We start from the raw sequence: 16,704 nt of genomic DNA on the forward strand, positions 1-16,704 counted from the left end.
AGGAGAGTTATAGCCGCGTGGTGTCTGGCTTCTTACTAAGTACGGTATAGCCGGTGTTCCATTAGAAGCCGAGTATATTCATGTCAGCGGTTGTCAGAACTAAAAACGCTTCCGCCCGGCTGGACTCACATAGTGCGAATCTAGCCGGGCGGAAGCGTTTTGCTAAGTAAGCCGAAAGGACGTACTAGTGCTTAGTCAGGGGGATTGGTTAACAAAACAAGCGGGTTAGCGTTGGGAATCTATGGCCCGTCCAATCACTCCCTTTCCCCTGCCGGCTGCTGACCAAGCCGCCCTCGAAAATTTTACGCGCACTGGTCGCCGGTCGGTACGGGCGGTGCGTCGCGCCCAGGCCCTGCTGGCGCTGGCCACCGGTATCGGCCAGCAGGCCGCCGGCCAAGCCGTGGGCTTAAGCCGACAGGCGGTGAGTCAGCTCCGCCGCCGCTACGAAGAAGGCGGCTGGCAAGCCGCCCTCAGTGAAGCGCCACGGAGCGGCGGCCCGCGGCGTTTCGACGGGGCAGACCGGGCCGCTATCACGGCCCTGGCCTGCACCCAGGCCCCGGTGGGGCACAGCCGCTGGACCCTGCGTTTGCTGGCCGACAAAGCCGTGGAACTGGCCCTGGTGGAAACCATTTCCCACGAAACAGTGGCGCAGGTGCTCAAAAAACGAATTGCAGCCTCACCGCCAGCAGCACTGGTGCCTGGGGGCGGTGAATGCGGCCTTTGTGGCGCGGATGGAAGACGTGCTGGCCGTCTACGAGCGGGCCCACGATCCACGCTTTCCCGTTGTCTGCTTCGATGAGCGGCCCTGCGTGTTGCACGGCCAGCCCGTCGAGCCGCTGCCGCCTGTGCCGGCCCAACCCGCCCACGACGGCCAGCGCGCCAAAGCCGGCCGGCCCCGGCGCGAAAGCAGCACCTATGTACGCCAGGGCACGGCCTGTTTGCTGGCCGCTTTTGAACCAGCAACCGGCCAGCGCCTGGTCGAGGTTTCCGCCCGCCGGACCGGGGCGGACTACTGCCGTTTTATGCAGCGCCTGGCGGCGGCCTACCCGCAGGCGGAGAAAATCGTGTTAGTGCAGGATAATCTCAACACCCACACCGATGCCGTCTTTTACCAGCACCTGCCCGCCGCGCAGGCCCGCGCCCTGGCCGCGCGCTTCGAGCTCCATTACACGCCCAAAAATGCCTCCTGGCTCAACATGGTCGAACTTGAACTCTCGGCCATTGCCCGCCAGTGTCTCCACCAGCGCATCCCCACCCAGGACGAGCTCACCGCCCACGTGGCCGCTTGTGTAGCCGAGCGAAATGAGCGCCGGGCCACGGTCAACTGGCAGTTTTCCCTCGAAAAAGCCCGCACCAAACTCGGCCGACATTACCAGAAAATTAGGGTGCCTAATTCCCCTGACTAAGCACTAGTTGGTTTTTACGGAAGCCATAATCTGCTTGGCTACTGCTTCCCACTCAGGCTTCTGACGGTCAGCGCAGGTGAAGGTGCACATGAGCAGTTTGTCTTCAACGTCGGTGAAGAAAATCAGGGTGTATACCTCGTGGCCAAGCTCGGGCTTCATCAGCTCCATATAGCCAACCTTACGGCCGTTGATTTCCTTTACGCCGTTCTCAAACCACTTCGCGTCTTTGAACTGCTTCGTATAGGTTTTGTAGAATGTGGCCGCGTACATATCAATCATATCCTGATCGGCCGCGTTGTCGGTGTAGTTGAAGGCTAAGCTAGCTTCCTTGCTGTTCGTGAAGATCATGCTCGGCCGGCTCTGCGACTTTGCGTAGTTGAACTCCATCTGCTGCTCGCTCATCACCTCAAATCCTTTCGGAATCAGGATCTCAACTCGCTCACTTAATACACGCTTCTTGATTAGCTCAACTTCAGCGGCTGGCCGGGCTGCAGTTAGAAGCAGGAAGAGGCACAGAACAGGTAATAGTAAGACTTTTCTCATAGCCTTGAACCGAAAAAATGTGAAACTCAGAATAGAGCATTTATCCATGAAAACCGAAGTAGCTCTGTTTGGATAACACAATTTACGAACCATTTCTTAATACGCAAGTCTCTCATGGAAAAATAATTTTATTAACACCTGTATTAGAACTTATTTTAGCACACAATCTTCAAAAACAAGTCCCAAACGCATATTCAGGCATAATCAAATTTTTTCGTGCTATTTAAAACCAACGTTTAATCTTCAGAAATTTATTAGTAAAATTATATACCAATTAATATTATTAAAATACAATTAGCTCATCTAGCAGATGATATGACACCTGCCAGACTAAAGAATGTTGTTGATCTGTTCCTTAATTTTTTCGAGCTCTTCCTTCATACTCACTACCAGATGCTGTATGGTTGAGTCGTTCGCCTTGGAGCCTATAGTATTTATCTCGCGGCCCATTTCCTGAGCAATAAATGCGAGCTTTTTACCGCTGAGCTCGGGCAAGTAGACTGTTTCAGTGAAGTAGTGCAGGTGGCTAATAAGACGAACCTTCTCTTCGGCGATATCGAGCTTCTCTATATAATGGAGTATCTCCTGCTCAAAGCGGGTCGCATTAAACTGCTCGTGCTTGGTTAGCTCGCCCAGATGGGTTTGCAAGCGCTGGCGCACGTTTTCGATGCGTGTAGGATCGTGACGGTCTATGTCGGCGAGCAGGATGCGGATTCGGTCTACATAGCTGACGATTTCAGTAGTCAGTGCCTGGCCTTCATTGTGGCGAAACTGGTTTAGATGCTCCAGTGCTTCATATACTAAGGGCACCAACTCCTCCCATGCGACTTCCTCCTCTGGCTCGGCTTGCATCTCGCTGGCTGTTAGTATCACTCCCGGCAAGCGCAAGGCCGCTAGAAATGTATCTTCACCTGTAGGAAGGCCTAATTCCTGCGCCACGGCCTTTAACTCCTGAAAGGCCGCCGTCAGGGCTGGGCGGCTGATCATTGAGCTGGTACGGGCAGCGGTAGGGCGCGCAAAGTCGAAGTTCAGATTCACTTTGCCCCGCACCAGGCTTTTGGTTACCAGATTGCGAATCTCTAATTCCCGGTCCTGCAGAAAGCGCGGCAGGCGCAGGCTCAGGTCCAGGGTTTTGGAGTTGAGCGATTTGATTTCAACGGTAGCCGAATAGCGGTCGGTTTCGCGGTGCGCGATACCATAACCGGTCATGGATTGAAGCATAGACAGAGAGTCGGAAAGAAAATATGAACAAGTACAAATGTAAAGAACTCACTATTGACGCCTAGCCGGCCGCTAGCGCCCCACTTACCCGCGTAACTAGTTGATTTTCTAAACAATACTTTATAAGCAACAACACTTGTCTCAGTAGCTTACCTCTGAATTATGAGTAATAGCGAGCCCTCAAAACCGCTCATTAGCTAAGGGCAGAGCGGTTAACGATTATGTAACATCCAGGAAATATTGAGCTAATAGCCCACCGGTACTTTTGTGCTCGATATGGGAAACATCTGCTCAAAAACGGCTCTTTCAGCCTTCTTTTTCACCCTTCTCTCCTTTACAGTAGGGTTTGCCCAAAACGGAATTCTGAAGGGCACTATCAAGGACGCCACCACCCAGGAAGGTATAATTGGCGGGACAGTACGGCTAGCGGGCACAACGCTGGCAGAACAAACCAACTTGGACGGCAGCTTTATCCTCTCTAATGTCCCGGCTGGAACCTACACCGTTATTATTACCTCGGTTTCGTACAAAAACCGCGAGATACCACAAGTAGTAGTAAAGGCGGGGCAAACGGTAACCGTAAACTCGACTTTGGAGGAGGATACCAAGCAACTCGGCGAAGTAGTAGTGCGGGGGGTGCGACGGACCAATACGGAAGTCTCAGTAATTAATGAAATCCGGGAAGCGAATGTGGTTGTGAGCGGCATTTCCTCGGAGCAAATTGCAAAAACCCAAGACCGCGACGCGGCTGAGGTAGTACGCCGCATTCCGGGCGTGACGATTGTCGACAACCGCTTCATTCAGGTGCGGGGCCTGAGTGAGCGCTACAATACGGTGTGGCTTAATGATGTAACCGCTCCCAGCTCCGAAACGGATAAGAAGTCTTTCTCTTTTGACATCGTGCCTAGCGCTCTACTTGACCGGGTGCTGGTGTTTAAAGACCCTTCGCCGGAACTGCCGGGTGACTTCGCGGGTGGCTTAGTGAAGGTTTACCTCCGCAAGCCCGTGCTCAATGAGCGGTTGCTGACGGTAAACTACTCCAGCGGCTACCGCGAAGGCACCACGGGCAAGACCTTTTTTACGGACAAAGGAAGCAATACGGACTGGTTAGGCTTTGGTGGGTGGCAGCGCGACCTGCCGGGGGGCTTCCCGGTGCTAGGCTCAGCGTATCAGCAGTATGAGCGCGACTTCTACGCCAAGCAGCTAGACAACACCTTCCAGGTCTTCAAGACGCAGGCCATGCCTGACGTGCGCTTCAATGCGTCGTATCTGGATCAGATTCGGGTAGGGGAACTGGAGATTGGCAGTATTTCTTCGCTTAACTATACCAACACGTTTACGCGCTTCAACATCGACCGCAATGTGTATGATGCCAGCGGTGAGCGCACGGAAATAGCGCGCGACGACCAATCAACCAATAACATTCGGTTGGGGGCAGTACAGAACTTCAGCCTGATGCTGAAAAATGGCGATAAGCTGGAGTTCCGCAACCTCTTCAACCAATTTGGACGCAACCAGCTAACCATTCGCGATGGCTTTGATAACGATAACCGGCAGGTGCGCAAAAGCTATGCGATGGGCTATCAGAGCCGCACAACGTATACAGGTCAGCTAGCCGGTACGCATAGCTTCAACAACGAAAAAACCAGCCTCGACTGGGTGGGCGGCTACGGCTACTCCAACCGCAACGAGCCAGATCTGCGGCGCGTGGCCTTCTCCTCGCAGCCGACCAGCTCATCGGAAGGCGCAGCCACGCTGGAAACAGTGCTAACGCCGGCTCCTGGCTTGGTCGACGTGAACAACGCGGGTCGCCTGTTTCAGAAGCTGAACGAAGACATTTATACCATCAACGTCAATGGCAAGCACAAGCTGACGGTAGGTGAACGGGAGGTAGAGTTGGGCGCGGGCACCTACCTGGAGTATCGCGACCGTAGCTTTCAGGCGCGGGCCTTTGGCTACTCGCTGAACAGCGCGGCCACCGACCAGACGCTGCGCAACCAGAACATCGGGAACATATTTGCCCCCCAGAACATCGCACCCGGCGGCTTCCGCCTTGATGAGGACATCAACTCAACCTACCAATACACGGCCTCTAACGAGCTGGAAGCTGGCTACCTCTCAGTGAATGTACCAGTGACACCCAAGATCAAGCTGTTGACGGGTGCCCGCTTCGAGCGCAACGTGCAGAAGATTGAATCCGGCGTGAATGGCCAGCCCGTAAACCTGAACTACACGACGAATTTCCTGCTGCCTTCGGCCAATCTGAGCTACAACTTCACAGATAAGAGCCTGCTCCGTACTTCTTACGGGCGGAGCCTGAACCGGCCGGAGTTCCGGGAGTCGGCACCGTTCTTCTACTATGACTTCGACTTTAGCGTCGTCAACTATGGGTCGCTGTACCTAAACCCGGAAACGCCACTGAAGGTAGCTACCATCGACAACCTGGATTTGCGCTACGAATTTTATCCCTCCGATGGGGAGCTGATCCACGTGGGGGCCTTTTACAAGCGCTTCCGCGACCCGATTGAGAACGTGGTAGTATCAACTTCCAATCTGGCTTATTCCTTCGCTAATGCCCCCAGCGCTTATGCCTACGGCCTGGAGCTGGACATTAAGAAGAATTTAAATTTCCTGGATAAAGCCTTTGGCACCCGGGCTTTCACCAACCTGACGGCAGTATTCAATGCTTCCTTGATCAGAAGTGAGGTGCAGCTCAGCGAAGGCACCCTGGCCTGGGACCGCAAACGGGCTTTGCAGGGACAGTCGCCTTACGTGATAAACACGGGTCTGTACTACCAGACGCCGGAAAATACCTGGCAGATTGCAGCCCTCTACAATGTCTTTGGTCCCCGGATTCTCTTTGCCGGCAGCGACCAGTACCCCGACGTGGTGGAAATGCCCCGCCACACCGTGGACCTTACCCTGACCAAGACGGTCTCCAGCCGGTGGTCTGTTAATGCCGGTATCCAGGATCTGTTCAATCAGCGCGTGAACCTGCTTCAGGACTTCAACGGCGATAAGAACTACGAGGCGAAGGTTGATCCTTCCCTGACCAGCTACCGCCGCGGCACTTACTATACTGTAGGCCTGCGCTTCAACTTAGATGGCACCGCCCCTCGCACGCCGCTGCCCTAGGCTTTCGACTACGCTTCCACCAACCCTATTTCACCTGTTGTTGTATGAAAAAGAAGAATTTATTTCGTCTTACCCCACTGGCTTGCTCGACGGCGCTGATGCTGGGTTTGGCTGCCTGTGATAAGGAAAATACTACTCCCGCGCCCGCACCACCGCCCACAGGCACGACTGGTGGCACCACGCCGCCCGTTACCCCACCCACTGGCGGACAGGTTATTGAAGTATCAGCCCCAATCACAACCAATACGACCTGGACCGCAGGAAATAAATATCTACTCAAAGGCTACATCTACGTGCGTAGCGGTGCCACGCTCACCATCGAGCCAGGCACTATCATTAAGGGTGATAAGGATACGAAAGGCTCGCTAATTATTGAGCCGGGGGCCAAAATTGAGGCGAAAGGAACAGCCGAGAAGCCTATCGTATTTACCTCCAACCAGCCTAAAGGCTCGCGTAACTACGGCGACTGGGGTGGTGTTATCATTGCTGGTAAAGCCCCTGTAAACCCTACGGAGCAGCCTACAGTTGAGGGTGGCCTAACTACTAAATACGGTACTGCTAACGTCACTGACCCCAATTCTGCACTCTATGCTGATAACTCTGGTACGTTTCAATACGTGCGCATCGAGTTCAGTGGTATTGCATTTCTGCCCAACAGCGAAATTAATGGTCTTACGCTGGCCGGTGTGGGCAGCGGCACTACCATCGACCACATTCAGGTAAGCTATAACGGCGACGACTCCTTCGAATGGTTTGGTGGTAGCGTGAATGCCAAATACTTGGTATCGCACCGGGCTTTCGACGACGACTTCGACACGGATTTTGGCTACTCTGGCAAAGTACAGTTTGGCGTATCGCTCCGCGACCCGCTGCAAGCCGACCAGTCAGGTTCGAAGGCGTTTGAATCAGATAATGATGGCAATAGCTCTAACAATTCACCCCGCACTTCGGCCGTCTTCTCTAACATTACTGCTATTGGCCCTTTGCTGAATCCTTCGCCTCAGGCTAATATCAGCAACCAATACACGGCCGGAGCGCACCTGCGCCGCAATACGACCACCAGTATTTTGAACTCGGTGATTGTGGGCTACCCCACCGGCCTACTGGTTGATAATGGCGTAACGGCTGCCCGCATCGCCGCTGGTGAACTGGTATTCAAAAACAACATTATTGCCGGCTCACTTACCAACTCCAATTCTGTTCGGGGTCAGCGCGACATTATTTATGTTGGTCCGGCCGGTGGACCCAGCAACCTGACACCTAACAGCGTGATGAGCTCCGACTCCGCGGCCTGGGGTTCGGCTGTTGGTCCGCTAACTTGGTTGAAAGCCAACAACAACCGCCGCTATACTACCGCCGACAATGTGCAGCTTTTGAACCCCTTCAACCTGACTGCCCCCAGCTTTATCCCCCGCACGGCATCGCCTATTGTTATTGTAAGCCCGGCTACGGCCCCGGCAGCCCCAGCTGATTTTACCCATCCCAAAGTAACCGACGCCTTTTTCACCAAAGTGAACTACATCGGCGCGTTCTCTGGCTCAGGTGCATCAGCCGATAACTGGATGGCTGGCTGGACAAACTTTGACCCTCAGAACACTGACTACTAGGCTTATTCTTTATCGTTAGGTTATCATTATTCTATGTGACAAAGAAGCTCCGCAAGGGGCTTCTTTTTTTATGGCGTTATGCTGCCAAATCATGCTTAGCTTAGTCACCATGAAGCCGCGCGTACTTATGCTGCCCAAGTGGTACCCCAACCGCTACGATGACCAGGATGGCGACTTCGTGGCGCGTCACGTAGCGGCTATTGCGCCTCACGCAAACGTAGCGGTCGTATTCGCGATGGTAGCCGGAGGTCCGTTAGCAGCCTGGACCGAATACGAGGAATCTACGGATGGCGCAGTACCCGTCTTGCGCTACTATTATCGGGCGCGGCCCAGCGGGGTGCCCCTACTCGATACGTTGCTGAAGCTGCTACTCTACTATTGGTGCGTGGGGCAAGGCTACAAGCAGGTGGTACAGCGCTGGGGGGCAAATCCTGACTTAGTACACGTGCACGTACTACTGCGCACGGGATTGGCTGCCCTGTGGTGGCGCTGGCGCGATGGAGTTCCTTACATCGTTACGGAGCATTGGACGCTGTATCTGCCATTTCGGGCCCATACCATTAGCTGGCTCCGACGGCAGCTCACGCGGGTCGTCGTTCGCCGCGCCGCTACGCTGCATACCGTATCGAAGGCGCTACAAGGGGCCATGAGGAACCTAAGATTCAGCAATGACGCCAGCGTAGTCATTGCCAATGTGGTCGATACGGACCTTTTTTGCCCCCCAGACGCCCCGCGCGCGCCGCATACAATTTTGCACGTAGCTGCTTTTCACGAAGACATCAAAAACCTGACGGGCATCCTGCGTGTAGTGGCTGCCCTGCGCCCGGCGTGGCCCGATCTGCGCCTGCGCCTGGCTGGTTACGGCCCCGATGAGGTTCGCTTACGGCACGTAGCCCAAGAGCTGGGCTTGCTGGCCGACGGTACGGTTACTTTTCTGGGCAAATTGCCGCATGCGGCCGTAGCTACCGAGATGCAACGCGCTACGGCCCTGGTTTCCTTTAGCCGCGCCGAAACCTTTGGCTGTGTATTGCTGGAGGCCCGGGCCTGCGCCTGCCCCGTGGTAGCCACGCATACGGGTGGGGTACCAGAGCTATTTGAACCAGCCGGTCGCTTTGGCTTACTCGTAGCGCCCGATGACGAAGCAGCGCTGGCGGCGGCCCTGTCGGCAGTGCTACGTGGCAGCGCAACTTTTGAGCCTGACCGGCTCCGCTCTGATGCTGAGCTTCGCTGTAGTCCGGCACGAGTGGGTAGCCAGTTTGCGGCTCTTTACGCGAGCATACTGCCGCCCGCTGGGGGGCAAAATCCGGTGCAGATCAGCACACATTCAGCGCTTGTCTCATGCTGAAGCGGGTTTTTCAAAATATGGTCACTCGACTGGCTACAGCCGGCGGCAGCTTCGGTATTGTGTGGCTCACGGCCCGCTATCTGGGTGCGGCTGGCCGCGGCGCCATCAGCCTTTTCGTGACCGATTGTGCCTTGCTATTGCTGTTTATCGGGCTGGTAGGGGGCGTTTCGCTTATCTATCTGGCGCCGCGCCGCAACGTCTGGAACCTGCTGATACCGGCTTACCTGTGGGCCGCAATGGTATGTACGGTAGGAGCGGCGGGCATTTGGGTGTGGCGGGCAGTGTCCTTCAGCTACGTGGGGCATTTGTGGGGCGTGTGTCTGCTTCAGTCATTTTTTCTGATAAACGCCGGGCTATTGCTGGGGCGGCGGCAGGAGCGCACCTATAACTCGCTGCTACTGTTAGCCACCGGCTTGCAGGGCGGCTTGCTCCTGCTGGCGTTTACGCTGGGGCGCTGGCACGCAGTCGAGGTGTATTACTACGCCGCTTACATCGCCCAGGGCATTCCTTTTCTATTGAGCCTGGCGCTACTCTACCGCCTCGCCGACCGTTGGCAGATGAGCCGACGACTCCGGGCCTCAGCCCGTGAGCTGGCGCGCCACAGCCGCGCCGCCCATTTATCCAACATTTTATCCTTCATCAACTTTCGCCTCAGCTATTACTTCGTAGCCTATTATGCTGACACCCATTCCGTAGGTATATTGTCGGTGGGCGTAGCGCTAACGGAGGCGGTTTGGGTGATTGCGCGTAGCGCTTCGCAAAGCCAATATGTCGACCTGATATACGCAACCGACAAACGCTCCCAGCTGGCCCCTACTCTGCGCGGTGTTCGCCTCACACTTTTGAGCACAACCATTATGGTGCTGGGGTTATGTCTGCTGCCGGCCAGCGTGCTGGCCGCCGTATTCGGGGCAGACTTTGGGGAAGCGCGGCCCGTTATTCTGCTGCTGGCTCCGGGAGTTATTGCTATGGCGGTCAGCATTATTCTCAACTCCTACTTTGCCGGCTTAGGACGCTATCAGGTCAACACGGCGGCGGCCATTGCGGGGCTTTTCGTCACAGTTCCGGGGTGCTGGTTACTTATTCCCCAGTGGGGTATTGAGGGGGCAGCGGCGGCAGCTACCTCGTCTTACCTTGTCTCGGCAGCCTATCTACTGCAGGCTTTCCGAAAAGCTAATGCGATATGGCTTAATGAATTATTACCCGGAAAAGCAGAGTTACACTATCTCATTCAGCTGCTGGGTCTTCAGAAAAGCAAAGCTGAGCCGGTAAGAGAAGTAGCGGTTAAGTAGCTCTCTTGCCAAGCCCATTAGCCACCACTGCGCTTTCTTCACCGAATTACTGAGGCTGGATGTGCACCAAAAACGCGGGCACCGGATCTGCCAGCGGATCGGGGGGAAAGGCAGGCAGCGGTGCAGGTGAGTACATAGCGCAAAGCGTATTCGACACTTGCACTAATTGCCCCCCAGCGTCGGGGGGCAACCCGGCCAGGATGCCGGCCAGCACTTCCCAGCGTGGCTGCCCCGGCTGCCGGGCCGCGTCGTGCCACACGACGATTGTGCGGGGATGCATTAAGTGTTCAAACACGCGGCGCGTATCCGTGCGCACCGCTTCGTAGTGGTGGTCGCCGTCGATGAAAATCAAATCAAACGGCTGGCCTAGTCCTATCAGGTCAAAAGTGGCGGAGTTGCCGTAGAGGTGCTGCACATTTGGCAAGCCCTTCGAGAAAAACCCATGTTGCTCGGCGTAGCGCGCGGGCAGGCCCATAGTCCGCATTTCGGCGGCTGATAAGTTGAGCGTGTGTACCGACTTGGCCACCTGCGCTACGTTGGCGGCGCTTTCGCCCCGCCACGTCCCAATTTCGAAGTAGCGACAACCCACTATAGAACGGGCCAAACCACGCAGCAGGGCTAGGTCGGTGGGCAGCGAGCCACCTTCGCGAAAGGCAAACGGCTGCACGATATCACCGCTGGGGGGCAAAAATGACGTGAGCGCTACCGCCGGTAACCCGTGCGACGTCAGGCCGTGGCGGCCGGCGGCGTGAGACAGGGCCCGGCGCTGCCAAGCCACTTCGTCGGCGGCCAGTACGTGGTTGAGCAACCAGGGATTTCGCACGAGGCTACCCAGCGCCCGCAGGGTTTTGGCAACTAACATTTAACAGTTATCAATTAACAATGAGCAATATTACACTGATACCTTCTTGTTAATTGATAACTGTTAAATGTTAATTGCTCAGCTGATCGGCACTTTTTTCAGAATAGCCTCAATCAGATCCTGGGTGCGGATGCCATCGGCTTCGGCTTCGTAGTTGAGCAGAATGCGGTGGTTGAGCACGTCGGTGGCTACTTCTTTAATGTCTTCGGGCAATACGTAGTCGCGGCTGTCGAAGAAGGCGACGGCTTTGGCGGCACGGTGCAGGGCAATGCTGGCCCGGGGGCTCACCCCAAACTGCACGTACTGCGCAAACTCGGCCAAATCGTATTCGGCGGGCTTGCGGGTGGCAAATACCAGCTCCACGATGTACTTCTCCAGCGTTTCCGAAATCTGGACCTGATTGATCAGGCCGCGCACCCCAAACACATCCTCCTTGGTGAGCACGGGACTAACCTCGCCCACGTAGCTCAGGTTGGCCATGCGGCGCATCACTTCCAGCTCGTCGGCTTTCTTCAGGTAGTCGACATACACTTTCATCATGAAGCGGTCGACCTGGGCTTCAGGCAATGGGTACGTACCTTCCTGCTCCACGGGGTTTTGGGTAGCCAGCACCAGAAAGGGCAGATCGAGCGGGTAGGTGGTTTCGCCGATGGTGACCTGCTTTTCCTGCATGGCTTCGAGCAGGGCGCTCTGCACTTTGGCCGGGGAACGGTTTACCTCGTCGGCCAGCACCAGGTTGGCGAAAATGGGTCCTTTTTTTACCTGAAACTCCGACTGGTTCTGATTGTAAATCATGGTGCCGACCAGGTCGGAGGGCAGCAGGTCGGGCGTGAACTGCACCCGCTGAAAGTGCAGGTGGAGTACTTTGGAAAGCGTGCTGATGGTCAGCGTTTTGGCCAAGCCCGGCACACCTTCCAGCAAAATATGCCCCCCAGTGAACAGCCCGATCAGCAGGCGGTTGACCATGTACTGCTGGCCCACCACCACCTTGCCTACTTCGGCGAATACCTGCTTTATTTTATCCTGGTAATAAGCGAGCTGATCGGCGGCGGAGGCGGTAGAATCGGGAGCGGCCATACGGGAGAGCAAGGAGGAGAGGCTTAAAAGTAGTGAATACGATGCTTAGCGGCCGGCGCAGGTTGCGGCCGGGAGCGTAGTACGACTCCCGTTTTGCGACCTTAGTCTGTTGATGACCATATTTTCACTTGGGCTCCTTACGTATTGGCGCTGTGCACCTGTTGTTGCGGGCTGAAATATATGCGAAAGGTAGTGCCCTTTCCCACGCTGCTTTCTACCTCAAGGCGGCCACCGGCCTGCTGCACAATCCGATTGACGAGGTGCAGGCCCATCCCGGAGCCCGCTACGTGGTCGTGAAATCGCCGGAACATCTGAAACAGCTCGGCGCCGTGGCGGGCCATATCAATTCCCAATCCATTGTCGGCCACCGTGAGTACGGGCACGCCGTCGACCAGATCGGTGCGCACCCGGATATAAGGCGGCCGGCCAGGCATGGCGTACTTCAGCGCATTGCTGAGCAGATTATAGAGCACGCTTTGCAGGTTGCTGCGCACGAACCACAACGTGGGCAGGGCATCGGTATTCAATTCAAATTTGCCCCCCACCTCCTCTACCTGCTCCTGCATACCGCGAATAACCGACTGCGCGAGTACCTTAACATCGACCGGCTCGGCAGGCACCTGCTCGTGGCGGCGCTGTACCTGCACCAAGTCGGCCAGGTCCTGAATGGTGCCATAAATGCGCTGCAAGGCTTCCTCAAACATAGCGATGAGCTCGGCCGTATCGGGGTCTTGAAAATGGGTGGTGCGGGTCAGCTCCTCAAAAATGCCGGCCATATTGTAGATGGGCTGCCGGAGGTCGTGCGAGGCGGTGTACACAAAGTTGTCCAGGTCCTGATTGATACGAACCAACTGGGCATTTTGCGTTTGCAAGCGCTGTTGGGCCTGCTTAAAATCATTGATATCGGTGCACGAGCCAAACCACTTTATTATCTTGCCAGCGGTATTGCGCAGGGGCTCGGCCCGGCCCAAGAACCAGCGGTAGCCTCCCAGACGCGACACAAACCGGTACTCTATCTCATATTTGCCCCCCGTGCGGGCGGCTTCTTCCCAGGCCGCCCGGGAGCGCTGCTGGTCATCGGGATGAATAAGATTGAGCCACGCTACCGCACCCAGGCTTTCACTTGGATGAAGGCCCGTAGCCTCCCACAATTGCTGATTGAAGTAGTCTACTTGCCCGTCGGCCGCAGCCGTCCACACAATCTGGGGGATACTCTCGGCCAGGAAGCGAAACTGCTCGTCGCGGCCTCGCAGCTCGGCCTGCAACGCCGTGGTTTGCTGGCGGGCCCGTACTTGCTCGGTTACATCGATACCGAAGACGAGAATACCCTGCGGCTGACCTTTCGCATCATACAACGGCTGATACACAAAGTCCAGGTAGTACTCCCGCGTGCCGCCAGTCTCAGGATCGAGAAGATGAATAGGAGTTTCGCGCCCTACATACGACTTTTTGGTATTATACACCTCATCCAGCAGCGCTACGAAGCCCTGCTCTACCAGCTCCGGCAGCAGGTCGGCCACCCGCCGGCCCAATATAATGCGCCCGCCCATAAGGGCATTATAGCTGGTATTAGTGAAAGCGTAGCGGTGCTCAGGGCCCGTTACGGTAGCAATGTAGGCCGGCACCTGACTCAGAATCTGCTGTAGCTGCTGGTCCTTTATTAGTAACTGCTCCTGCAATTCACGTAGCTTGTGAATGTCTGTGTTAGAGCCAAACCAGCGCCGCGGACGGCCCGTGGTCAAGTCTAGGTCGGGCACGCCCTGGCCCAGATGCCAGCGGTACTGCCCATCGTGGCGGAGCATCCGAAACTCACAGCGCCAGGGCCGCAGCTCATTGGCAGCAGCTATTATTTCTGCTTGCAACGCCTCCAGGTCGGCGGGGTGGACTGTATCGGTCCAGGCAGCCTGCGAATTTGTGTTAAGCTTATTGCCTGTATACGCGTACCACTGCGGGCTTATATAGCTTAGTCGGCCGTCGGTTTCGGTCACGAAAGTGATAAGCGGCAAGCTCTCGGCCATCATGCGCAGCTCCCGGTCGCGCCGACTTATCTTGGCTTGCAGCACCTGGGTTTGCCGGCGCGATTTTATTTGTTCGGTTACGTCGTAGGCAAATATAGTGACGCCCACCGTGACCCCATTTTCCTGGAAAGCCTGATAGGTGAAGTTGAAATACAGGTATTTGGAGCCGTTACCATTCCCCACCTGCACCTGAAACGGCATCTCGTTCCCAAAGAAAGTTTCGCCCGTGCGGTACACCCGGTCTAGCAACTCCACGAAGCCCTGCTCCACCGTTTCGGGCAGCGCCTCAGCCATCGGCTGGCCCATTAGTTCCCGGTCGGGAAACAGCGCCTGATACCGGGGGTTGAAGTAGTCGAAGCGGTGCTCGGGGCCGCGCAGAATAGCGATGCTGGCCGGCGTCTGCTGGAAAAGCTGATAAAACGTTTCGCGCTGCTGCACCAGCTGCAAGGAGCTGGCCTGAACTTCTTCCAACAGCGCCTCCGTTTGCTGGCGGGCGCGCACTTGCTCCGTTACATCTACTACAAAGGCTAGAATACCATGAATTTGCCCCCCAGCATCGTGCAGGGCTTGGTACGTAAAGTCGAGGTAGGCTGGCCGTCGCTGGCCGCTGTCTGGGTCCAGCAACTCAATCAGGATTTCGTGCCCTACGAAGGTCTCGCCCGTGCGGTATACATTGTCGAGCAGGTCGATAAAGCCTTGGTCTGCCAGCTCAGGCATGCACTCAACTACCGGCTGACCCAGGCGCGCCCTGTACCCCGCCAGCCGGTCATAGCCGGGGTTGGTGAAGGCGAAGCGGTGCTCCGGGCCCTCCGCCGTAGCAATAAGCGCCGGGCTTTGACGCAGAATCTGATGAAGCTGCTCATCTTTCGCCGCTAATTGTTCCTGAAAGCGCTTCTGCTCATTGATATCGGTATTGGTTCCTACCCAACGCAGGATGGTGCCATTCGCAGCCCGAATAGCTTCGCCACGGGCCAGAAACCAGCGGTAGCCGCCTTGCTGATCGCGCCAGCGGTGCTCGGTTTCAAACACCGTTCCCTGGCTTAGCGCCGTTTGCCAGCGCTGCAACGTCGTCGCAAGGTCGTCGGGGTGAAGAAGGCTTTCCCAGCCCCAGTCCTGCATCTGCTCAAAATTACTCCCCGTAAAGTCGTACCAGCGCTTATTGTAATACGTTACGCCCCCATCAGGCCGCGCCACCCACGCCATTTGGGGCAGAGCTTCCATTACCTGCTGAAACTGCTGATCCTGGAGGCGAATTTCTTCCATCAACTCAGCCGCTCGCTGCTTGGCCCGTACCCGCTCGGTTACGTCCACTCCAAATACCAGCACCCCTTGGGTTTGTCCCTGTTCATTGGTCAAGGGTTGCAGCACGCCATCAAAATACAAGGTTTCGCCGGGGGAGTTGGTTGCTGAAGCAGGCTGCTCGGTAGGCATTTCACTCAGCTCAAACGGCACTCCTGTCTGATACACCTGGTCTACCAGACGGATATAGCCGGTATCGACCAGCGCAGGACGGGCTACGGCGGCGGGCATACCAAGCTTTGCTGCCTCGCCTAGTAATTGCTGGGCTTGCTCATTAATGAAGCCATACACATGATCAGGCCCCAAAAGAGTTGCTATCTGGGCGGGCACCTGACGTAAGATTAGCTGGAGCTGCTGGTCAGAGGCAATGAGTTGACGCTTGGCTTGCTCTCCATCCTCTTTATCCATTCTAAAAGCCCAGCGCAGCGCCTGACCCGCGGCTTCCGGCGAAGTTGCTACGGGAGTAGTAGCGGGCAGAGCCTCTACACTATACAGAACGTAGCGAATTTTGCCCCCCACACCAAATACTGGCCACGCCCGACTATGCCAATGACCTGTCGTCGTACCCGGCGTATTGGCGGTTGGTGCCGCCACAGGATTTAAAGCCAGTGTTTGCTCATAGGCAGTATGATGCTCCAGCACGTGGCGCAATGACGTATACAGACTTTGCCGTGCGCTGCCTTCCTCGGGCAACACCTCTTCAACTGCTTTACCCAGTAGCTGCTCCTTTGCTCTTCCAACTGCCCTCTCCAGTCCAGCCGAAACCGCTACGATAACCAAATCGGGACTACAAGCCAAGTAGCTACCTGGCAGCGTTTCGAACAAGGCTTGATAATCGACTGGATCTGGGGTCATAGAAGCGTAGCAATAGCCTTTAGGCGCAAGTAAGGCACCCAACA

11 protein-coding genes are annotated in these 16,704 nt (G+C 56.0%); 6 read left to right on the top strand and 5 right to left on the bottom strand.

Annotated elements, in window-relative coordinates; genetic code table 11:
• Positions 1-241: 241 nt before the first annotated feature.
• Positions 242-799 (top strand): helix-turn-helix domain-containing protein, encoded by a 558-nt coding sequence (locus MKZ35_RS14095; RefSeq protein WP_482511251.1) that lies wholly within the window; start codon positions 242-244, stop codon positions 797-799.
• On the top strand, positions 699-1,406 hold the full coding sequence (locus MKZ35_RS14100; RefSeq protein WP_482512256.1) for an IS630 family transposase: 708 nt from the start codon (positions 699-701) through the stop codon (positions 1,404-1,406). Before MKZ35_RS14095 ends, MKZ35_RS14100 begins: the two co-directional genes overlap by 101 nt.
• Positions 1,407-1,409: 3 nt before the next feature.
• Here the strand turns inward: MKZ35_RS14100 and MKZ35_RS14105 are convergent, their stop codons facing one another.
• Together MKZ35_RS14105 and MKZ35_RS14110 are read right to left on the bottom strand one after the other, a co-directional pair.
• A complete protein-coding gene (locus MKZ35_RS14105; RefSeq protein WP_187309761.1) occupies positions 1,410-1,949 on the bottom strand; it encodes a hypothetical protein in 540 nt (179 codons plus the stop codon).
• Between the two features lie 330 nt (positions 1,950-2,279).
• Entirely contained in the window at positions 2,280-3,170 is an 891-nt protein-coding gene (locus tag MKZ35_RS14110) for a YicC/YloC family endoribonuclease (protein ID WP_482513877.1), read from the bottom strand.
• 276 nt (positions 3,171-3,446) lie between these two features.
• Here MKZ35_RS14110 and MKZ35_RS14115 point away from each other — a divergent pair, with 276 nt between their 5' ends.
• The 4 genes from MKZ35_RS14115 to MKZ35_RS14130 all read left to right on the top strand — a co-directional run bounded on the left by MKZ35_RS14115 (position 3,447) and on the right by MKZ35_RS14130 (position 10,549).
• Complete coding sequence (locus MKZ35_RS14115; protein WP_482514752.1) at positions 3,447-6,305, top strand: TonB-dependent receptor; 2,859 nt, start codon at positions 3,447-3,449, stop codon at positions 6,303-6,305.
• Positions 6,306-6,349: 44 nt separating this feature from the next.
• Complete coding sequence (locus MKZ35_RS14120) at positions 6,350-7,912, top strand: hypothetical protein (protein WP_482513878.1); 1,563 nt, start codon at positions 6,350-6,352, stop codon at positions 7,910-7,912.
• A gap of 91 nt (positions 7,913-8,003) precedes the next feature.
• A complete protein-coding gene (locus tag MKZ35_RS14125; RefSeq protein ID WP_482513879.1) occupies positions 8,004-9,257 on the top strand; it encodes a glycosyltransferase in 1,254 nt (417 codons plus the stop codon).
• A 17-nt stretch (positions 9,258-9,274) separates the two neighbouring features.
• Positions 9,275-10,549: a lipopolysaccharide biosynthesis protein gene (locus MKZ35_RS14130; protein ID WP_482513880.1), complete on the top strand. Its 1,275-nt coding sequence runs from the start codon at positions 9,275-9,277 to the stop codon at positions 10,547-10,549.
• 46 nt (positions 10,550-10,595) lie between these two features.
• On the opposite strand, the gene MKZ35_RS14135 is transcribed toward MKZ35_RS14130, so the two are convergent.
• The 3 genes from MKZ35_RS14135 to MKZ35_RS14145 all read right to left on the bottom strand — a co-directional run bounded on the left by MKZ35_RS14135 (position 10,596) and on the right by MKZ35_RS14145 (position 16,660).
• The gene (locus tag MKZ35_RS14135) at positions 10,596-11,411 is read right to left on the bottom strand and encodes a class I SAM-dependent methyltransferase (protein WP_482513881.1); all 816 of its coding nucleotides are present in this window, start codon (positions 11,409-11,411) and stop codon (positions 10,596-10,598) included.
• Between the two features lie 78 nt (positions 11,412-11,489).
• Positions 11,490-12,488 carry an AAA family ATPase gene (locus tag MKZ35_RS14140; RefSeq protein ID WP_482513882.1) on the bottom strand — a complete coding sequence of 333 codons (999 nt, stop codon included), beginning with the start codon at positions 12,486-12,488 and terminating at the stop codon, positions 11,490-11,492.
• A gap of 137 nt (positions 12,489-12,625) precedes the next feature.
• Positions 12,626-16,660: a PAS domain-containing protein gene (locus MKZ35_RS14145; RefSeq protein WP_482513883.1), complete on the bottom strand. Its 4,035-nt coding sequence runs from the start codon at positions 16,658-16,660 to the stop codon at positions 12,626-12,628.
• Positions 16,661-16,704: the final 44 nt, after the last annotated feature.

Source organism: Hymenobacter sp. R533113 (assembly GCF_056835965.1).